The 14,033-nt window shown below is 63.9% G+C and carries 15 protein-coding genes; 4 read left to right on the top strand and 11 right to left on the bottom strand.

Annotated features, from left to right (window positions below):
- Positions 1-6 precede the first annotated feature (6 nt).
- The 3 genes from NMB43_RS20630 to NMB43_RS20620 all read left to right on the top strand — a co-directional run bounded on the left by NMB43_RS20630 (position 7) and on the right by NMB43_RS20620 (position 2,997).
- The gene (locus tag NMB43_RS20630; protein WP_494350058.1) at positions 7-1,284 is read left to right on the top strand and encodes a TRAP transporter large permease; all 1,278 of its coding nucleotides are present in this window, start codon (positions 7-9) and stop codon (positions 1,282-1,284) included.
- A gap of 47 nt (positions 1,285-1,331) precedes the next feature.
- Positions 1,332-2,342 carry a TRAP transporter substrate-binding protein gene (locus NMB43_RS20625; RefSeq protein WP_494350057.1) on the top strand — a complete coding sequence of 337 codons (1,011 nt, stop codon included), beginning with the start codon at positions 1,332-1,334 and terminating at the stop codon, positions 2,340-2,342.
- A gap of 349 nt (positions 2,343-2,691) precedes the next feature.
- Positions 2,692-2,997 carry a TFIIB-type zinc ribbon-containing protein gene (locus NMB43_RS20620; RefSeq protein WP_494350056.1) on the top strand — a complete coding sequence of 102 codons (306 nt, stop codon included), beginning with the start codon at positions 2,692-2,694 and terminating at the stop codon, positions 2,995-2,997.
- Between the two features lie 192 nt (positions 2,998-3,189).
- Here the strand turns inward: NMB43_RS20620 and NMB43_RS20615 are convergent, their stop codons facing one another.
- The 9 genes from NMB43_RS20615 to NMB43_RS20575 all read right to left on the bottom strand — a co-directional run bounded on the left by NMB43_RS20615 (position 3,190) and on the right by NMB43_RS20575 (position 10,764).
- Positions 3,190-4,014 (bottom strand): hypothetical protein, encoded by an 825-nt coding sequence (locus NMB43_RS20615; RefSeq protein ID WP_494350055.1) that lies wholly within the window; start codon positions 4,012-4,014, stop codon positions 3,190-3,192.
- Between the two features lie 169 nt (positions 4,015-4,183).
- Positions 4,184-4,549 carry a cupin domain-containing protein gene (locus tag NMB43_RS20610; protein WP_494350054.1) on the bottom strand — a complete coding sequence of 122 codons (366 nt, stop codon included), beginning with the start codon at positions 4,547-4,549 and terminating at the stop codon, positions 4,184-4,186.
- 63 nt (positions 4,550-4,612) lie between these two features.
- Positions 4,613-5,203, bottom strand: coding sequence for an NAD(P)H-dependent oxidoreductase (locus NMB43_RS20605; RefSeq protein WP_494350053.1), 591 nt, complete (start codon positions 5,201-5,203; stop codon positions 4,613-4,615).
- Positions 5,204-5,397: 194 nt separating this feature from the next.
- The gene (locus NMB43_RS20600) at positions 5,398-6,108 is read right to left on the bottom strand and encodes a hypothetical protein (RefSeq protein ID WP_494350052.1); all 711 of its coding nucleotides are present in this window, start codon (positions 6,106-6,108) and stop codon (positions 5,398-5,400) included.
- Positions 6,109-6,252: 144 nt separating this feature from the next.
- Positions 6,253-6,930: a hypothetical protein gene (locus NMB43_RS20595; RefSeq protein WP_494350051.1), complete on the bottom strand. Its 678-nt coding sequence runs from the start codon at positions 6,928-6,930 to the stop codon at positions 6,253-6,255.
- A 140-nt stretch (positions 6,931-7,070) separates the two neighbouring features.
- Positions 7,071-7,490: a hypothetical protein gene (locus NMB43_RS20590; RefSeq protein WP_494350050.1), complete on the bottom strand. Its 420-nt coding sequence runs from the start codon at positions 7,488-7,490 to the stop codon at positions 7,071-7,073.
- 193 nt (positions 7,491-7,683) lie between these two features.
- On the bottom strand, positions 7,684-8,769 hold the full coding sequence (cheB, locus tag NMB43_RS20585; RefSeq protein ID WP_494350049.1) for a chemotaxis-specific protein-glutamate methyltransferase CheB: 1,086 nt from the start codon (positions 8,767-8,769) through the stop codon (positions 7,684-7,686).
- A 28-nt stretch (positions 8,770-8,797) separates the two neighbouring features.
- The gene (locus NMB43_RS20580) at positions 8,798-10,474 is read right to left on the bottom strand and encodes a chemotaxis protein CheA (RefSeq protein WP_494350048.1); all 1,677 of its coding nucleotides are present in this window, start codon (positions 10,472-10,474) and stop codon (positions 8,798-8,800) included.
- Positions 10,471-10,764: an STAS domain-containing protein gene (locus NMB43_RS20575; protein WP_494350047.1), complete on the bottom strand. Its 294-nt coding sequence runs from the start codon at positions 10,762-10,764 to the stop codon at positions 10,471-10,473. Before NMB43_RS20575 ends, NMB43_RS20580 begins: the two co-directional genes overlap by 4 nt.
- A 115-nt stretch (positions 10,765-10,879) precedes the next feature.
- Between NMB43_RS20575 and NMB43_RS20570 the strand changes: the two genes are divergently transcribed.
- Entirely contained in the window at positions 10,880-11,587 is a 708-nt protein-coding gene (locus tag NMB43_RS20570; protein ID WP_494350046.1) for a fused MFS/spermidine synthase, read from the top strand.
- Positions 11,588-12,076: 489 nt separating this feature from the next.
- Here NMB43_RS20570 and NMB43_RS20565 read toward each other — a convergent pair whose 3' ends face one another.
- Positions 12,077-12,475, bottom strand: a complete 399-nt coding sequence (locus NMB43_RS20565; RefSeq protein WP_494350045.1) for a hemerythrin domain-containing protein — start codon at positions 12,473-12,475, stop codon at positions 12,077-12,079.
- A 108-nt stretch (positions 12,476-12,583) separates the two neighbouring features.
- Positions 12,584-14,008 carry an undecaprenyl-phosphate glucose phosphotransferase gene (locus NMB43_RS20560; protein ID WP_494350044.1) on the bottom strand — a complete coding sequence of 475 codons (1,425 nt, stop codon included), beginning with the start codon at positions 14,006-14,008 and terminating at the stop codon, positions 12,584-12,586.
- Positions 14,009-14,033 lie beyond the last annotated feature (25 nt).

The following is a 14,033-nucleotide window of genomic DNA, read 5'->3' as shown; positions in this document are numbered from 1 at the left end:
GACACCATGACCATCGCCCTCTTCCTCTTCGTGCTGTTCGCCACCATGGCGGTCGGCCTGCCCATCGCGTTCTCGCTGATGCTCACCGCACTGGCGCTGATGGTGCATCTGGACTTCTTCGACGCCCAGTTGCTGGCGCAGAACGTGCAGGCTGGCTTCGACAGCTTCCCCCTGCTGGCCGTGCCCTTCTTCGTGCTGGCCGGCGAGCTGATGAACGCGGGTGGCCTGTCACGCCGCATCATCGAGCTGGCGCGCGTGTTCGTCGGCCATATTCCCGGTGGCCTCGGCTACGTGGCCATCGCCGCCTCGGTGATGCTGGCCTCGATGAGCGGCTCGGCCATCGCCGACACGGCCGCGCTGGCGACCCTGCTGCTGCCCATGATGCGGCGCCAGAACTATCCGGACTCGCCCAGCTCCGGCCTCATCGCCGCGGGCGGCATCATCGGCCCGATCATTCCGCCCTCGATGCCCATGGTGATCTACGGGGTGACCACCAACACCTCGATCAGCAAGCTGTTCCTCGCGGGCATCGTACCGGGCATCCTGATGGCAGGCGCCTTGGCGGTGATCTGGCGCGTCGTGGCGCGCAAGCACCAGCTCCCGGTGGCCGAGAAGGCCAGCGCCGCCGAACGCTGGAAGGCCCTGGCCTCCAGCGGCTGGGCGCTGATGCTGCCAGTCATCATCATCGGCGGCCTGCGCTTCGGCATCTTCACGCCGACCGAGGCGGCCGTCGTGGCCGCGGTCTACGCCCTGTTCGTGGCGGCCGTGGTGTACCGCGAGCTGAACCTCAAGGGCATCTACGAGGTGTTGGTCGCCTCGTCCAAGACCACCGGTGTCGTCATGTTCCTGTGTGGTGCGGCAACGGCGGCCTCTTACATGATCACCCTGGCCGACCTGCCGGGCGAGCTGGCCAAGAGCTTCGGCCCGCTGCTGCAGAGCCCGGTGCTGTTCATGGCGGTGGTGGTCGTGCTGATGCTCTTGATCGGCATGGTCATGGACCTGACGCCCACCATCCTGATCCTTGGCCCGGTGCTGGCGCCCCTGGCCGTCAAGGCCGGCATCGACCCGGTCTACTTCGGCTTCATGTTCGTCTACGTCGGCTGCCTGGGTCTGCTGACCCCGCCTGTCGGCACCGTGCTCAGTGTGCTCGCCGGCGTGGGCCACCTGCGCATGGAAACGGTGATCCGTGGCGTGACGCCTTTCCTGGCCATCTACACCGTGCTGCTCGCGCTGTACGTCCTGTTCCCGCAAATCATCTTGTGGCCGTTGAGGCTGCTGTCCTGAGCGGTTCGCGTCGCTCGCCATTACCCTGATCACGGAGGCAAAAAACCATGAAACTCAAGCATCTCGTCCTTCCCCTGAGCCTCGCGCTGCTGGCTTCGGCCGGCGCCTGGGCGCAGGACATCAAGCCGCGTCTGATCCGCTTCGGCTACGGCCTCAACGAGGACTCCAACCAGGGCCGCGCGGTCAAGGTGTTCGCGGCCGAGGTCGAGAAGGCCTCCGGCGGCAAGATGAAGGTGCGCGCCATCGGCGCCGCGGCCCTCGGCTCCGACGTGCAGATGCAGCAGGCCCTCATCGGCGGCGCGCAGGAGATGATGGTGGGCTCCACCGCCACCCTGGTCGGCATCACCAAGGAAATGGCCCTGTGGGACACCCCCTTCCTCATCACCAACACCAAGGAAGCCGACGCTCTGCTCGACGGCCCGGTCGGCGACAAGGTGCGCAACAAGCTCGAAGAGAAGGGCCTGGTCGGCCTCGTCTACTGGGAGAACGGCTTCCGCAACCTCACCAACAACAAGCGCCCGGTCGCCAAGGTGGAGGACATGGACGGCATCAAGCTGCGCGTGATGCAGAACAACGTGTTCCTCGACAGCTTCAAGGCCATGGGCGCCAATGCCGTGCCGCTGCCCTTCTCGGAACTGTTCACCGCGCTGGAAATGAAGACCGTCGACGGCCAGGAGAACCCGTACAACACCATCCTGTCGTCCAAGTTCTACGAAGTGCAGAAGTACCTGAGCGTCACTAACCACGTCTACAGCCCGTGGATCGTCACCGTCAGCAAGAAGTGGTGGGACGGCCTGTCCAAGGACGAACAAGCCGTGCTGCGCGCCGCCGCCATCAAGAGCCGCGACTTCGAACGCAAGGACACGCGTGAAGAAGCCGCCAAGGCGCTGGCCGAACTCAAGACCAAGGGCATGCAGATCAACGAACTCTCGCCCGCCGAAGTGGCCCGCATGCGCGAGAAGCTGACCCGCGTGAACGCCAGCATCGCCACCAACGTCGGCATGGACCTGTGGAACGAAACCCAGGCCGAACTGGCCAAGATCCGCGGCCAGAAGTAAGCACGGCGCGTGTTCCTACTCCCCCTCTCCCCCAGCCCCTCTCCCCGCTGGGGCGAGGGGGGGGTGACACCCGGCTGCGTCGTCCCTGCGCAGGAATGACGGTCACCCGGGCACCGGCCCCGGTAGGGCAGAACTCCGCAGGAGGTTCTGCCAGCCGCCGCAAGGCGGCATTGCAAACTGGGCTGGTTGCGCGAAGGTGGCATCACGAGCTGGCATCGGCGGATCGCCCGTGGCGCTGGCGGATCGCCTTTGGCATCCGCCCTACGAAAACCGGGTTCCGGCCCACCCAGAACCACCGCGCCCAACACTTGTCTCAGAGCGTACCCCCTACGACTCAGGAGACTTCCTCATGCAATGCCCCGTCTGCACCGACAAGACCCTCGTGATGAGCGAGCGCCAAGGCATCGAGATCGACTACTGCCCCGGCTGCCGTGGCGTCTGGCTGGACCGAGGCGAGCTCGACAAGATCATCGAGCGCGCCGGCAGCGAGCTGGCCCCGGCCCCGCAGGCTGCCGCTCAGCCCGCGCCTCAGCACAGCGCACCCAACCCGTCCTATCCGCCGCAAGCCCAGCCGCGCCACCCGGGCGACTACCACTCACAGCAGCACTATCACCACAAGCGCCGCAAGAGCTTCTTCGAAGAATTGTTCGACTGAGTCCACGCGGCTGAACCGCCAAGGACGGCCTGCCACCGGGCCGTCCCGGCGATCACCTCGCAGACCTCAGGCCGGCGGCCGCGCGTAAGGTTCGGCAGCACACCTCGGCCGACCAACAGCAACAGGCCGTCACCCCGCAAGTAGTGCGCAATGAGAGCCTGTTTCGTTGGGGGCGTACCAATCTGCACGCAATTACTGCTTGGAGCCCGACTTTCGCCCATTAACTGTGGTGCTGAGAATCTTCTCCACATCCAGTTTTTTTGTTCTGTATGACGATGAAATACCACCATTTAGAACTGGAACGGTGAAGACTTCCTTACCAGTTTCATTTTGGGAGAAATCGAACTCGGTTACCGTTACCTCTACATACTCCCCTATGAGGGAACTTCCTTTGATGCGCAGATTTTCGGGCTCCGTACCCAGGGAAAGTAGGATCTCAAAAATTCCCTCATCGGCATACTCGACGGGCTGGCCGTTAACTGTGAAATTCCCAGCGTTTCCGCCGAATGTTCTTGGATCCTTGTTGGACTCCCGAAACTGGACTCTTACCGCGCGCTCTCCAACATTCACATCAACTGGGTGATAGCTGAGAGAACGAGTTTCGCGCTTTCCCACTTCGATAGGCAGAAATGGACCCTCGCCAGGCTCCCTTGTACTAAGAAAATCCGCCAGCTTGTTGTGCTGAATCTTGTTTGTGACGAGGCCGACATTAATCAGAAACTGGAGGTTCCTTGCAGCAGCCTCAGCATCGCCAGTTTTGATCATCTCCAGTATGCGTTGCTGTTCCGCTTTTTCTTCTTCAAGTGTTCGCTGCATCATTCCATTGGTTAGTGCGACCAAGGCGTTTCCAAGAGCAGCGATTGAAGCAGCCATGATGGCCACCACAAGCGGGCTTCTCCAACTTGAGGCCTTCTGTTCGTTCTCCTTCAGCTGAAGTTCGCGAAGCTTGAGCTGATACTCCCGCTCTTTGATCTGGGCTTGATGTTCCTTGTCCGAAAACCGCTGTCTTCGCTCCATGGTTCAGCTCCGTTGAGATCATCCGCTTCAGAACACGCCTTTGCCTGTCTTACCTTTAGAAACTTGCCCTCATTCTACTGAGTCACTTGTGTCCAGCGTTGAGGAAAAAATACAAGAGGGCGCAATGCGCCTCGCGGATTGCGCCATGGGTACTGACGAACGCGGCCTCTCAGGCCTTGTCCTTGTAGGCGTAATCGAAATTGATCGGCGGCGAGGTGACCGACAGATAAACGAAGGGCTCGCTGCCGGTGTTATGAAAACCGTGCGTATCGCCGTCTGCGAAGCGGACAACCTCGCCGGCTTTCAAGGCTTTCCGCTCATCGTGCGCCAGCAGAAGCGTGCCCTCGCCGGAGACGGCAATCCAGATCTGCTCGGAGGACGCATGCTGATGCGGCTTCTGAATCGCCCCCGGCGCCATCGTCACCCGGGTAATCGTGACCCGGCTCGACAGCGAGTTATGCGGCGACAGGAGCTGCAGAGACTGCACCCCGGGGTTGGACAGCGCCTTGAACTCGTTCTCGGTCAGGAATTCCATGCGGTCCTCTGAATGATTGGATGAGCGACGGTCTTTGAATACGGGCTTGGCGCCGCGCAAGGCTTACCACCGTCCCAGCCTCGCCTGGATTCGCAAACAGAATCGCTCGACGCGCTGGCTCGTCAGTGACTCGGACTTATACAGCGACATCATCTCGAACCGACAGCCGCGCGCGCATGCGCCCAGGAGCGCAATCCTCAGCACGCGCTTGACCGGTTGCCACAGCACGAAAAGGTCCACCCACCAAGGTGAACCGAGGGTGGTGATGGCCAGCATCTTTTGCAAGTTGTGAAGCCGTGGCTTGATCGGCCCCAGGTCCGAGGCATGGTCATAGGCCACACCGGGCGCCCAGACGCGGTCGAACCAGCCCTTCAAGATCGCCGGAAAACCGAACCACCAGGTGGGGAAGACAAGAACAAGCGCTTCGGCTTCGCGCAATTGCGCGATCCTGGCTTGAATGCCATCCGGATGGAACGCCGGCCCATAGTAGCTCTGGCGCTCGCCAGCGGTGAGCACCGGCGAAAACCCCGTCTGATGCAAGTCTTCGACTAACACCTCGTGCCCGCCTGCGCGCAAGGAGTCGATGGCCTTACCTGCCAGCGTATGGCACAGGCTGTCCGTCAAAGGGTGGGCGATGACAACGAGACATTTCATGGCCAGGCATTGTGGTTACAAGTAGGGCAGAACTCCGCAGGAGGTTCTGCCGGCCGCCGAGACGCGGCATGGCCTTGGGTCGGGCTTGGCGAGGCGAGGATGAGCCGGCGGATCGCCTTTGGCATCCGCCCTACGCGCTGCGCGGTTTCATCGCGCTGCGCCCCCGGGACGATAGGCTGGACGCCGCGGCATTGCTAGCAACCACACGCGGCTTCTCTGCCAGAAAGCCCGGCCGCTTTTCGAATGAACTCCTGGCTCGTCGCTAGGGAAGAAAGGTACAAGCGTTCATCGTAGCCACAGTTGTCATCAGGCAACGTAAGCAGCAAATCGATCTTGCCATCACCATCAAGGTCACCGACCCAACGGATGAATGGTGTTGTATCCCCTCCGTAGTGACCCTCCAGACTTGTAGAAAATAGGAACTGCTTGGTTTTTCCGTCACCGATGTGATAACGGAAACCGCCAAACTCCGGGAGTTTCACCCAGGAAATAATTAAAGGTGTTGCTCCCCACGGCATTTGCCAGCGCCCAAGCCTCTGGAGCTGTGTATAGGCGCGGGTACCGTATGGAGAATTCCCTGCCATAAACCAAGTGACAACTTTTCCTGGCTTCAACGTAATTCCGTGAAACAAAGCAAATGGACTATCGTCGATAGATAGAACGTCAATGGCCTCATCTTCATCAAGGACATTCTTTTCCTTTGACGAAGTAATACTAACGGCTGCATTACGAATCTCGCAGTCTGATCCATTGCAGTAGAGTCCGAGCCATGAGCCATGACGGGGCAATGTCCCTTCGGCATACCTCTTCGAATACTCGATTGCGGCAAGCGGCTTCGCAGGTTCAGCGCAAACTGACCCCAGCCACGTGCAAAGTACTGCCATCCAGAACTGTTGTCTTCGCATACTGCTTTTCCAATGGATTAAGACGCCAACGTTTGACGTGAGGGGCCGCCGTAGCGGCGAAGACGCGAAGGGAACCTGCAAGCAAAAGGCAAGACTTGACCCCTCTTTTGTTAGTGACCCCTCTTTTGTTAGCAATTTAAGGCTTTAGGCTTCATAAAGCGACTTTCCCTCAAGCTTTGCAAGCACGTATTCAAAAGAGAGCAGACCATTTCCACGGCATAATAGAAAATATGCCTTTAGCCCTTGGCAGTACTCGGTCATGGACGAGGCATCAAACAACAATTCTTTGCCGACATCACCTTCTCTAAGATTGAATTTAACTGAGGCAGGGTTGTTGCATATTGCAGCACGGAATTCCGATGAGTATCCAGCTTCTTCGGATATCCATTCCATTTCCCAGTGGTTGGATAGCATAAAGATGTAGCCTTCAATTGTGTGGATGAAACCACTAGCAATATCGTAGTAGGCCTCAAGCTCGCCGGTGTCCGGTGCAGCGTATTCGTGCTCCACACGGTTACGGATTTTGTTGATTTTTGCTAACGATCTGGAGGAAATTGCTCCAGAGGCACTTGCAAAATCCAGTTTCTTCGGAAAGTTTGTTGCGACTATTGAAGCGCCAAGAACGCCAAGCAGGGTGTCTAGCTGACACTCGACTGCACGCTTTAGGTGCGCAATACAGTTGATTTTTGCTGCTAGACTTGGCTTGTCGAGTTCTTGTTCTGCGAACTCCAAGTAGTCAAAAGGCATCAAGTCAAATGTTGGGAACGTCAAGTTCTCTCCTGAGCCAGATGAATAGGAAAGGTGTTCAAGATTCCTTTTCATGAAACTCACTAGCTCAGTATATTTCGTAACTGACATGCACTTGGCCTAACGTGGAAGTGAGGGGCAGCCGGAGCGAAGCGTAGGGAACCACAAGCGCAGCTTGTGGCTGTCCCGCTCAACTGCAGTTTTAGACGCATCGTTCACAGCGAATTCGCCGCTGCTGCAACAAATTGCTTGAGACGATCCTCGGACAGTTTGGCTTCCCGCTTGGGATCCTTCATGTTTGGTGAGTACATGACGATGTTCGCCGCGTTCTGAATTGGTGAGCCGAGTGGAGGAACTGCGTTGCCACGGTGACCAGCTTCAGAATGAGCGTCTAGGGTGAAGTTGTAAACATTAAGTCCCGCGTGCTCGACCAAACTCCGGAAATAGAAAAGTGCGGGTATGACGTGGTTGAACCAGTCCTCTGATGTGTTTTGCGTTCCCAGGGCTGGATAGCGCCACGCGGAACCGCCAATGTGCTCCCAGCCGAAGCGACGAAAATTCAGAATTATGCGATCCCGGTCATTTACGTCTTGAACGGAGGTGTCGTCAATGTCGAATGTGAGCGTGATTGGCATGTGTGAATAACCTCAAGGCGACTGACGTTAGGTGAACGACATTGTGTCCAAAAAAACTGAGCGCCAACACCGCCCAATAAAACAGAAACGCCGCCAAAGTTTGTGATCCATCAAAGGCTTGGTGTGATCCGCAGACATTACGATCTCGTGTCGGCCACTCACGCCTCGGCTTACTTCTTTTCAAAACCCGCCTTCAGCGCCCACTCCCCCACCCCCTGATCCGCTCCCCAATCCGGGGCAGCGGCAACACATCCTTCACCCCACCCCGCTGCACCGCCGCGCGGGGCATGCCGTACACCACGCAGCTTTCTTCGGCTTCGGCGATGGTGTGGGCGCCTTTGTCGAACATTTCTTTCATGCCGAGGGCGCCGTCGTCGCCGAGGCCGGTCATGAGGAGGCCGAGGGCTTGTTTGCCGGCGACGCGGGCGACGGAGCTGAAGAGGCAGTCCACCGAGGGGCGGTGGCGGTTGATGAAGGGGCCGTCGACGACTTCGACCTTGAAGCCGTTGCCGGCGGCTTGCAGGCGCATCTGTTTGCCGGCGGGCGCGATGAGGGCCTGGCCGCGCGCGACCGGGGCGCCGTGTTCGGCCTCGCGCACGCGCAGGGCGCACAGGCCGTCCAGGCGTTCGGCGAAGCGTTTGGTGAAGCCGGCGGGCATGTGCTGCACGATCACGATGCCGGGCAGGTCGGCGGGCAGGCTGGGGAGCAGGGCCTCCAGCGCGAGGGTGCCGCCGGTGGAGGCGCCGATGGCGATGACGCGTTCGCCCGTGACGGGGGCGAAGGCCTGCGGGCTGGGGGTGCTGGGAGCGCTGGGGCGGGGTGGGGCGGCGGCGGGGCGCGGGCTGCCGAGCATGCGGCGGAGCTGGCCGAGGTTGGCCTGGGCGGCGGCGCGCACGGCGGCGGCAATGCTGTCGGCTTCGTCGATGAAGAATTCGTTGAGGTCGGCGCGTGGCTTGCTGATGAGGCTGACGGCGCCGGCCGCCAGTGCGTCGAGCCCGGCCTGGGCGCCGTTGCCGACGAGGCTGGAGCACACGACGACGGGGGTGGGGCGCTCGTCCATGAGCTTCTTGAGGAAGGTGAGGCCGTCCATGCGCGGCATCTGCAGGTCCAGCACGATCACGTCGGGCCACTCGCGCTGCATGATCTCCATGGCGAAGATGGGGTCGGCGGCGGTGTCGATGAGGCGGATGTCGGGGTGTTTGGCGAGCAGGTCGCGCGCGGCGAGGCGTACGACCAGCGAGTCGTCGACAACCAGGACCTTGATGGGGGCGGGGCTCATGGGCGTTCCGTTACGTGGGTGCGGTCCGTCAGGCGCGCGGCTGCGCGTCGGCGATGGGGTGATGGGCCGGCAGGTGGATCAGGAAGCGGGTGCCGCGGCCGGGTTCGCTGGCCAGGCGGATGTCGCCGCCCAGCGCGCGCACGCCTTCGGCCACCGCGTCCAGGCCGACGCCACGGCCGGACAGGCGGGTGGCGCTGTCGCGGGTGGACAGGCCGGTGGTGAAGACCAGGGCCAGCAGGTCTTCGCGGGCGGGTTGGGCGGTGGCCTCGACCAGGCCGCGGGTGCGCGCCACCTGCAGCAGGCGGGCGCTGTCTATGCCTTGGCCATCGTCGGCCAGTTCGAGCTGCAGGCCTTCGGGGCCGGCGTCGAGCGAGAGGTGCAGGCTGCCGCGCCGGGGCTTGCCGGCAGCCAGGCGGGCCTCGGGGGGCTCGATGCCGTGGTCGATGGCGTTGCGCACGAGGTGCTGGACGATCTGCGCCAGGGTTTCGGCGAGCGCGCGGTCGAGCTTGAGCTCACCGCCGAACAGGCTGAGGTCGATCTCCTTGCCCAGCTCGGCGGCGAGGTCGCGCACCGTGCGCTGCAGGCGGGCGAAGCAGTCGGCCACGCGCACGTCGCGCAGGCCGTGGGCGAGGCTCAGTGCATGGGCGGCCTGCTCGGCCAGCCCGCGCGCTGCGCCGCTGTGTTGCAGCTCGGCGGCCAGCGTGGCGAGCTGGGCCACCAGTTCGTCCAGTTGGGCCAGGGGCACCTTGGCGCTGCGGCTCTCCTGCGCCATCCGCTCGCGGATCTCGGCCTGGCGCGTGGCGGCGAGCTGCACCAGTTCGGGCGGCACATAGCCCTCTTCGACCAGGATGCTGCCGATCGGCCGCGCGCTGGGTTCCACGCGGCCGCGCTGGGCGCGCAGCGCGCCGGCCAGCTCTTCGGCGGTCAGCGCGCCCACGCGCACCAGCATCTCGCCCATGCGCAGCTCGTTGTCGGGCAGGGCGCGCAGGCTGGCGGCGTAGTCGTGGATCAGGCGGCGCGGCGGGTGGATGCGCAGCTCGCAGGATTCGCGCGCGCAGGCGAACACGTCTTCGATGGCCTGCTTGTCGGCGGCGGATTCCAGCTCGACCTCGAAGCGCAGGTAGCACAGCTCGGGCTCGTAGTCGGCGGCGCCGGGCAGGGCGCTGTCGTCGATATGCAGGGCGACGATGCGGCCCAGGCTGTCGAGGTAGCGCAGGAAGTCGGCCGGGTCCATGCCCTGGCGCATGATGTCGTGCGAGAAGCGCACCGACAGCAGCCAGTGCGACTCGGGGCGGGCAGCGGCCTCCACCGGCGGAATCTCGCCGCCGAGGTAGGGCACCAGCTCGCCGATCAGGCGGGCGCGGTCTTCCTGGGCGAAGTCGGGCGTCGGTTCATCGAGGGCCGACAGGCCGATCAGGAAGCGCAGGTGGTCGCCGCAGGCGAGCAGGGTGGACACGACGTGCGGGCTGACCGCGAGGCTGCGGTTGCGCACGCGGTCCAGCACGTTTTCCATGACGTGGGCGAACCACTCGACCTCGATGGCATCGACCACCACCGCGCTGCCCTTGAGCGTGTGTGCGGCGCGGAAGGCCTCTTCCAGCTCGATGTGGGCGTAGGGTGCGCGCTCCAGGTGGAGCAGGGCGGATTCCAGCCGGTCGAGCAGGCCGCCTGCTTCGAGGTGGAAGGCGTCGCGGGTGGGCATCATGCGTCCGGGCCCGCGTCGGTGTCGGCGAGCAGGCCCTCGCAGCGGTAGAAGCGCAGCAGCTCGCGTACGGGAGCGCTGGCCGCCGCGTAGCGCAGGCGGGTGCCGTGCAGCGCTGCTTCGCGCCGGGCGAGCAGCAGCAGTTGCAGGCCGGCGGTGTCGCAGCGCTGGACCTCGGACAGGTCCACGCGCAGCTCGGCGCGGCTGCGCGCCAGATCGAGCAGGCGTGGCGCCAGCTTGGCCACGGTGTGCACGCTCAGCTCATGACCGCCCTTGAAACGTAGGACCCCCATCTGAATCCCCCGGAGACGGGCAAGCCTTCGCCCTTCAGTCAGAATTACGGCCACTGAGGATAATTCTTGGGCGGGGCCACACGGCCCTGCCCAAAAGTGCGGAGCCCCGCTCACGATGATGCTCTACGAAGACCTGGGACAGTCGGCCACGCTGGTGATCCAGGGCGCACGCCTGGTGGCGGCCGGGCATAGCGCGCACCAGCAGTGGGAGGTGTGGGACAGCGCCGCCTTCGGCCGCTTCTACCGCCTCGACGGGCACCTGATGGCGAGCGAGCGTGACGAGGCGGTGTGCCATCGCGCCCTGGTGCTGCCACCGGCGCGCGCGCATGGGGCGATCCGCTCCGCCCTGGTGCTGGGTGGCGGCGATGGCGGCTCGGCGCGCCAGTTGCTGGCGCTCGACACGGTGGAAGAGGTGGTGGTGGCCGAGCTGGACCCGGCGGTGGTGGAGCTGACGCGGCGCTACCTGCCGGGCCTCTGCGGCGAGGCCTTCGATGACCCGCGCGTCGACCTGCGCATCGGTGACGCCCGAGACTATCTGCGCGATGCGCCCGCCACCCGCCGCTTCGACCTGATCGTGTTCGACCTCACCGATGCCGAGGGCACGGCCTCGCCGCTGTATGCCGAAAGCTTCCTGTGCCTGTGCCGCGACCGCCTGGCGCGCGGTGGCCTGCTCTCGCTGCACCTCGCCTCACCCTTGTTCGCCCCGGCCTTGGTGCGCCAGTTGCACCAGCGTCTGCAGCGCGTGTTCGGCCGGGTGTGCGTGCACCACGCCGTGATCCCGAGCTACGGCGGAAGCTGGGCGCTGGCCTGGGCGGGTGTGTGAGGGGGTGAAAGACGCGGGGTTCCGGCCCCGATCGGGTTGGGGCGGGCTCTGCGCAGGACGGGCGGTCGGGGTGTGCATGTTCCCCCTCTCCCCCCGCCCCTCTCCCCGCTGGGGCGAGGGGAGTGCTGGCGTGCCCTGACCCGTCGTCCCTGCGCAGAGCCCGCCCTCGACCCGATCGGGGGCAGGGACCCAGTGACTTGGCCTTTCGTTGTTATCGCCGGGCGGATCGAAAGACGCTGGATTCCTGCTTTGCGAGCTTTCGGCATTCGCCGAAATGCCTGCCAACCCCGCTACGCAGGAATGACGGGCGCGAGAGGCCCGGCCCGGTAGGGCAGAACTCCGCAGGAGGTTCTGCCGGCCACCGCCAGGCGGCATCGCAAACAGGGCTGGCTGTGCGAGGTGTTTCCGCGACCCGGAATGGAAACGGCCCCGCGGGTGGGCGGGGCCGTCAGGTGTGTCGTGCTGCGCGCCGAAGCGCGGGCGGCGGCCTCAGGTCGTGGGGACGAGGGCCTTGTCGAGGACTTCCCACACCACTTCTTCCTCGAAGGTGACGTGGGCCTGCATGCATTCGGCGAACTCCCGGATCAGCGCGCGGCTGGGTTCCACCGGCAGGCGGGCGATGATGGCGCGCATGCGGGTGTGCTCCAGGATGGTCTGGTCGGCCAGGTCGTTGCGGCCGAGCTGGCGCAGCACTGGCAGGGCATGGCGCTCTTCTTCCTGGAAGTGCTGGTCCACCTCGTCGTGGAAAACCTGGCACACGCGGGCGGCCAGTGCCGCGATGTTGGCGTCGTCGTCCTCGATGGCGGCCTGGCGCGTGGCCACGGCCAGCTTCATGGCCGCGTCGTGTTCCTGCGACAGGTGCTTGCGCCGCAGACTGAGTGTTCGCATGCTGCTTTCTCCTCTACCTGACCGGGTTTCCGCCCGGCGTGAATCATCAGACTCTGCCCGCTGACCTTGCGCCGGAGTTTGATCTGGGTCAACCCGCGCCGGCCCGCTTCAGTATGCGCGACTGTCGCGCAGGACCAAACGCACGGTCTTGAGGATGATCCAGAAATCCAGGCTCAGCGACCAGTTGCGCAGGTAGTCCAGATCGCATTCCACGCGCAGGGCCATCTTCTCCAGCGTATCGGTCTCGCCGCGCAGGCCGTTGACCTGGGCCCAGCCGGTGATGCCCGGCCGCACCTTGTGGCGCACCATGTAGCCCTGGATCAGGCGGCGGTACTGCTCGTTGTGGGCGACCGCGTGGGGGCGCGGGCCGACCACGCTCATGCGCCCCTGCAGCACGTTGAAGAACTGCGGCAATTCGTCGAGCGAGGTCTTGCGCAGGAAGGCGCCGACGCGTGTGATGCGCTGGTCGCCGCGGGTGGCTTGGGTGACCTGGGCGCCGTCTTCACACACCGTCATCGAGCGGAACTTGTAGATCACGATCTCGCGTCCGTCGAGCCCGTAGCGGCGCTGGCGGAAGATGACCGGCCCCGGCGAGCTGAGGCGCACCGCCGCCGCGCAGGCCAGCATCACGGGGGCGAGCAGGAGCAGGGCGAGGCTCGCCAGGGCCAGGTCGGAGCCGCGCTTGAGCAGGCCGTTGAGACCGGTGAACGGGGTTTCGCAGACGGCGAACACGGGCACGCCGTTGACGTTGTCCATGCGCCCCTGGATCAGCTCGGTGACAAAGATGTCGGGCACGAAGTAGGTCGACGCGGTGGTGTCGCGCAGGTCCTCCAGCAGCCGCAGGATGCGCGGCTGGGTGGCCATGGGCAGTGCGATGTAGATGCGGTCCACGGTGCCGCGCTTGACGTAGTCGGCGAGGTCGGCGAGCCCGCCCAGCAGCGTGATGGGCGGACCCTGCGGGTGGCGTTCGGCCTGGCGGTCGTCGAAGAAGCCGTCCAGGCGCACGCCCAGCCAGGCGTGTTGTTCGAATTGTCGGGCCAGGGTCAGGCCGGTGTGGTTGCAGCCGACAATCACCGCACGGTGGGTGCCATTGGCGACCACCAGGGCCGGCATCAGCCAGATCACCAGCAGGCGGCCCAGGGCCATGCACAGCGGCACCGCGATCACCCAGGCCAGCAGCACGCCGGGGTGGAACAGTTCGAGCAGCCGCGAGGCGTAGCCAAACACCCCCAGCAGCAGTGCGACCACGGCCCAATGCATGATGCCCTTGCGCAGCATGCGCTTGGGGCTGTCGGTCAGGCGCAGGTTGCCAGGGAAGGTGAGGAAGAAGGCGAAGATCGCCAGCACCGCCTCGGCCACGCCGGGCATCTGGCGATAGGCCAGGTTGGCGGCAAGGAAGCAGCCGGTGACGATCAGCGGGTCGAGGAAGCACTCGACCATGCTCGCCGGCGTCAGCGGCATGTGGGCCAGCCCGCTGAACTTGTGGCGGTCCGCGCTGGCGAGATCGAAAGGGCTGCTACGGGCATTGTCCACTTGAGATAGAGGCCGCGTGACGATG

The sequence above is a fragment of the Uliginosibacterium sangjuense genome (assembly GCF_059132465.1).
The sequence above is the reverse complement of the archived record's forward strand: the minus strand, read 5'-3'. Positions and strand labels throughout refer to the sequence as shown.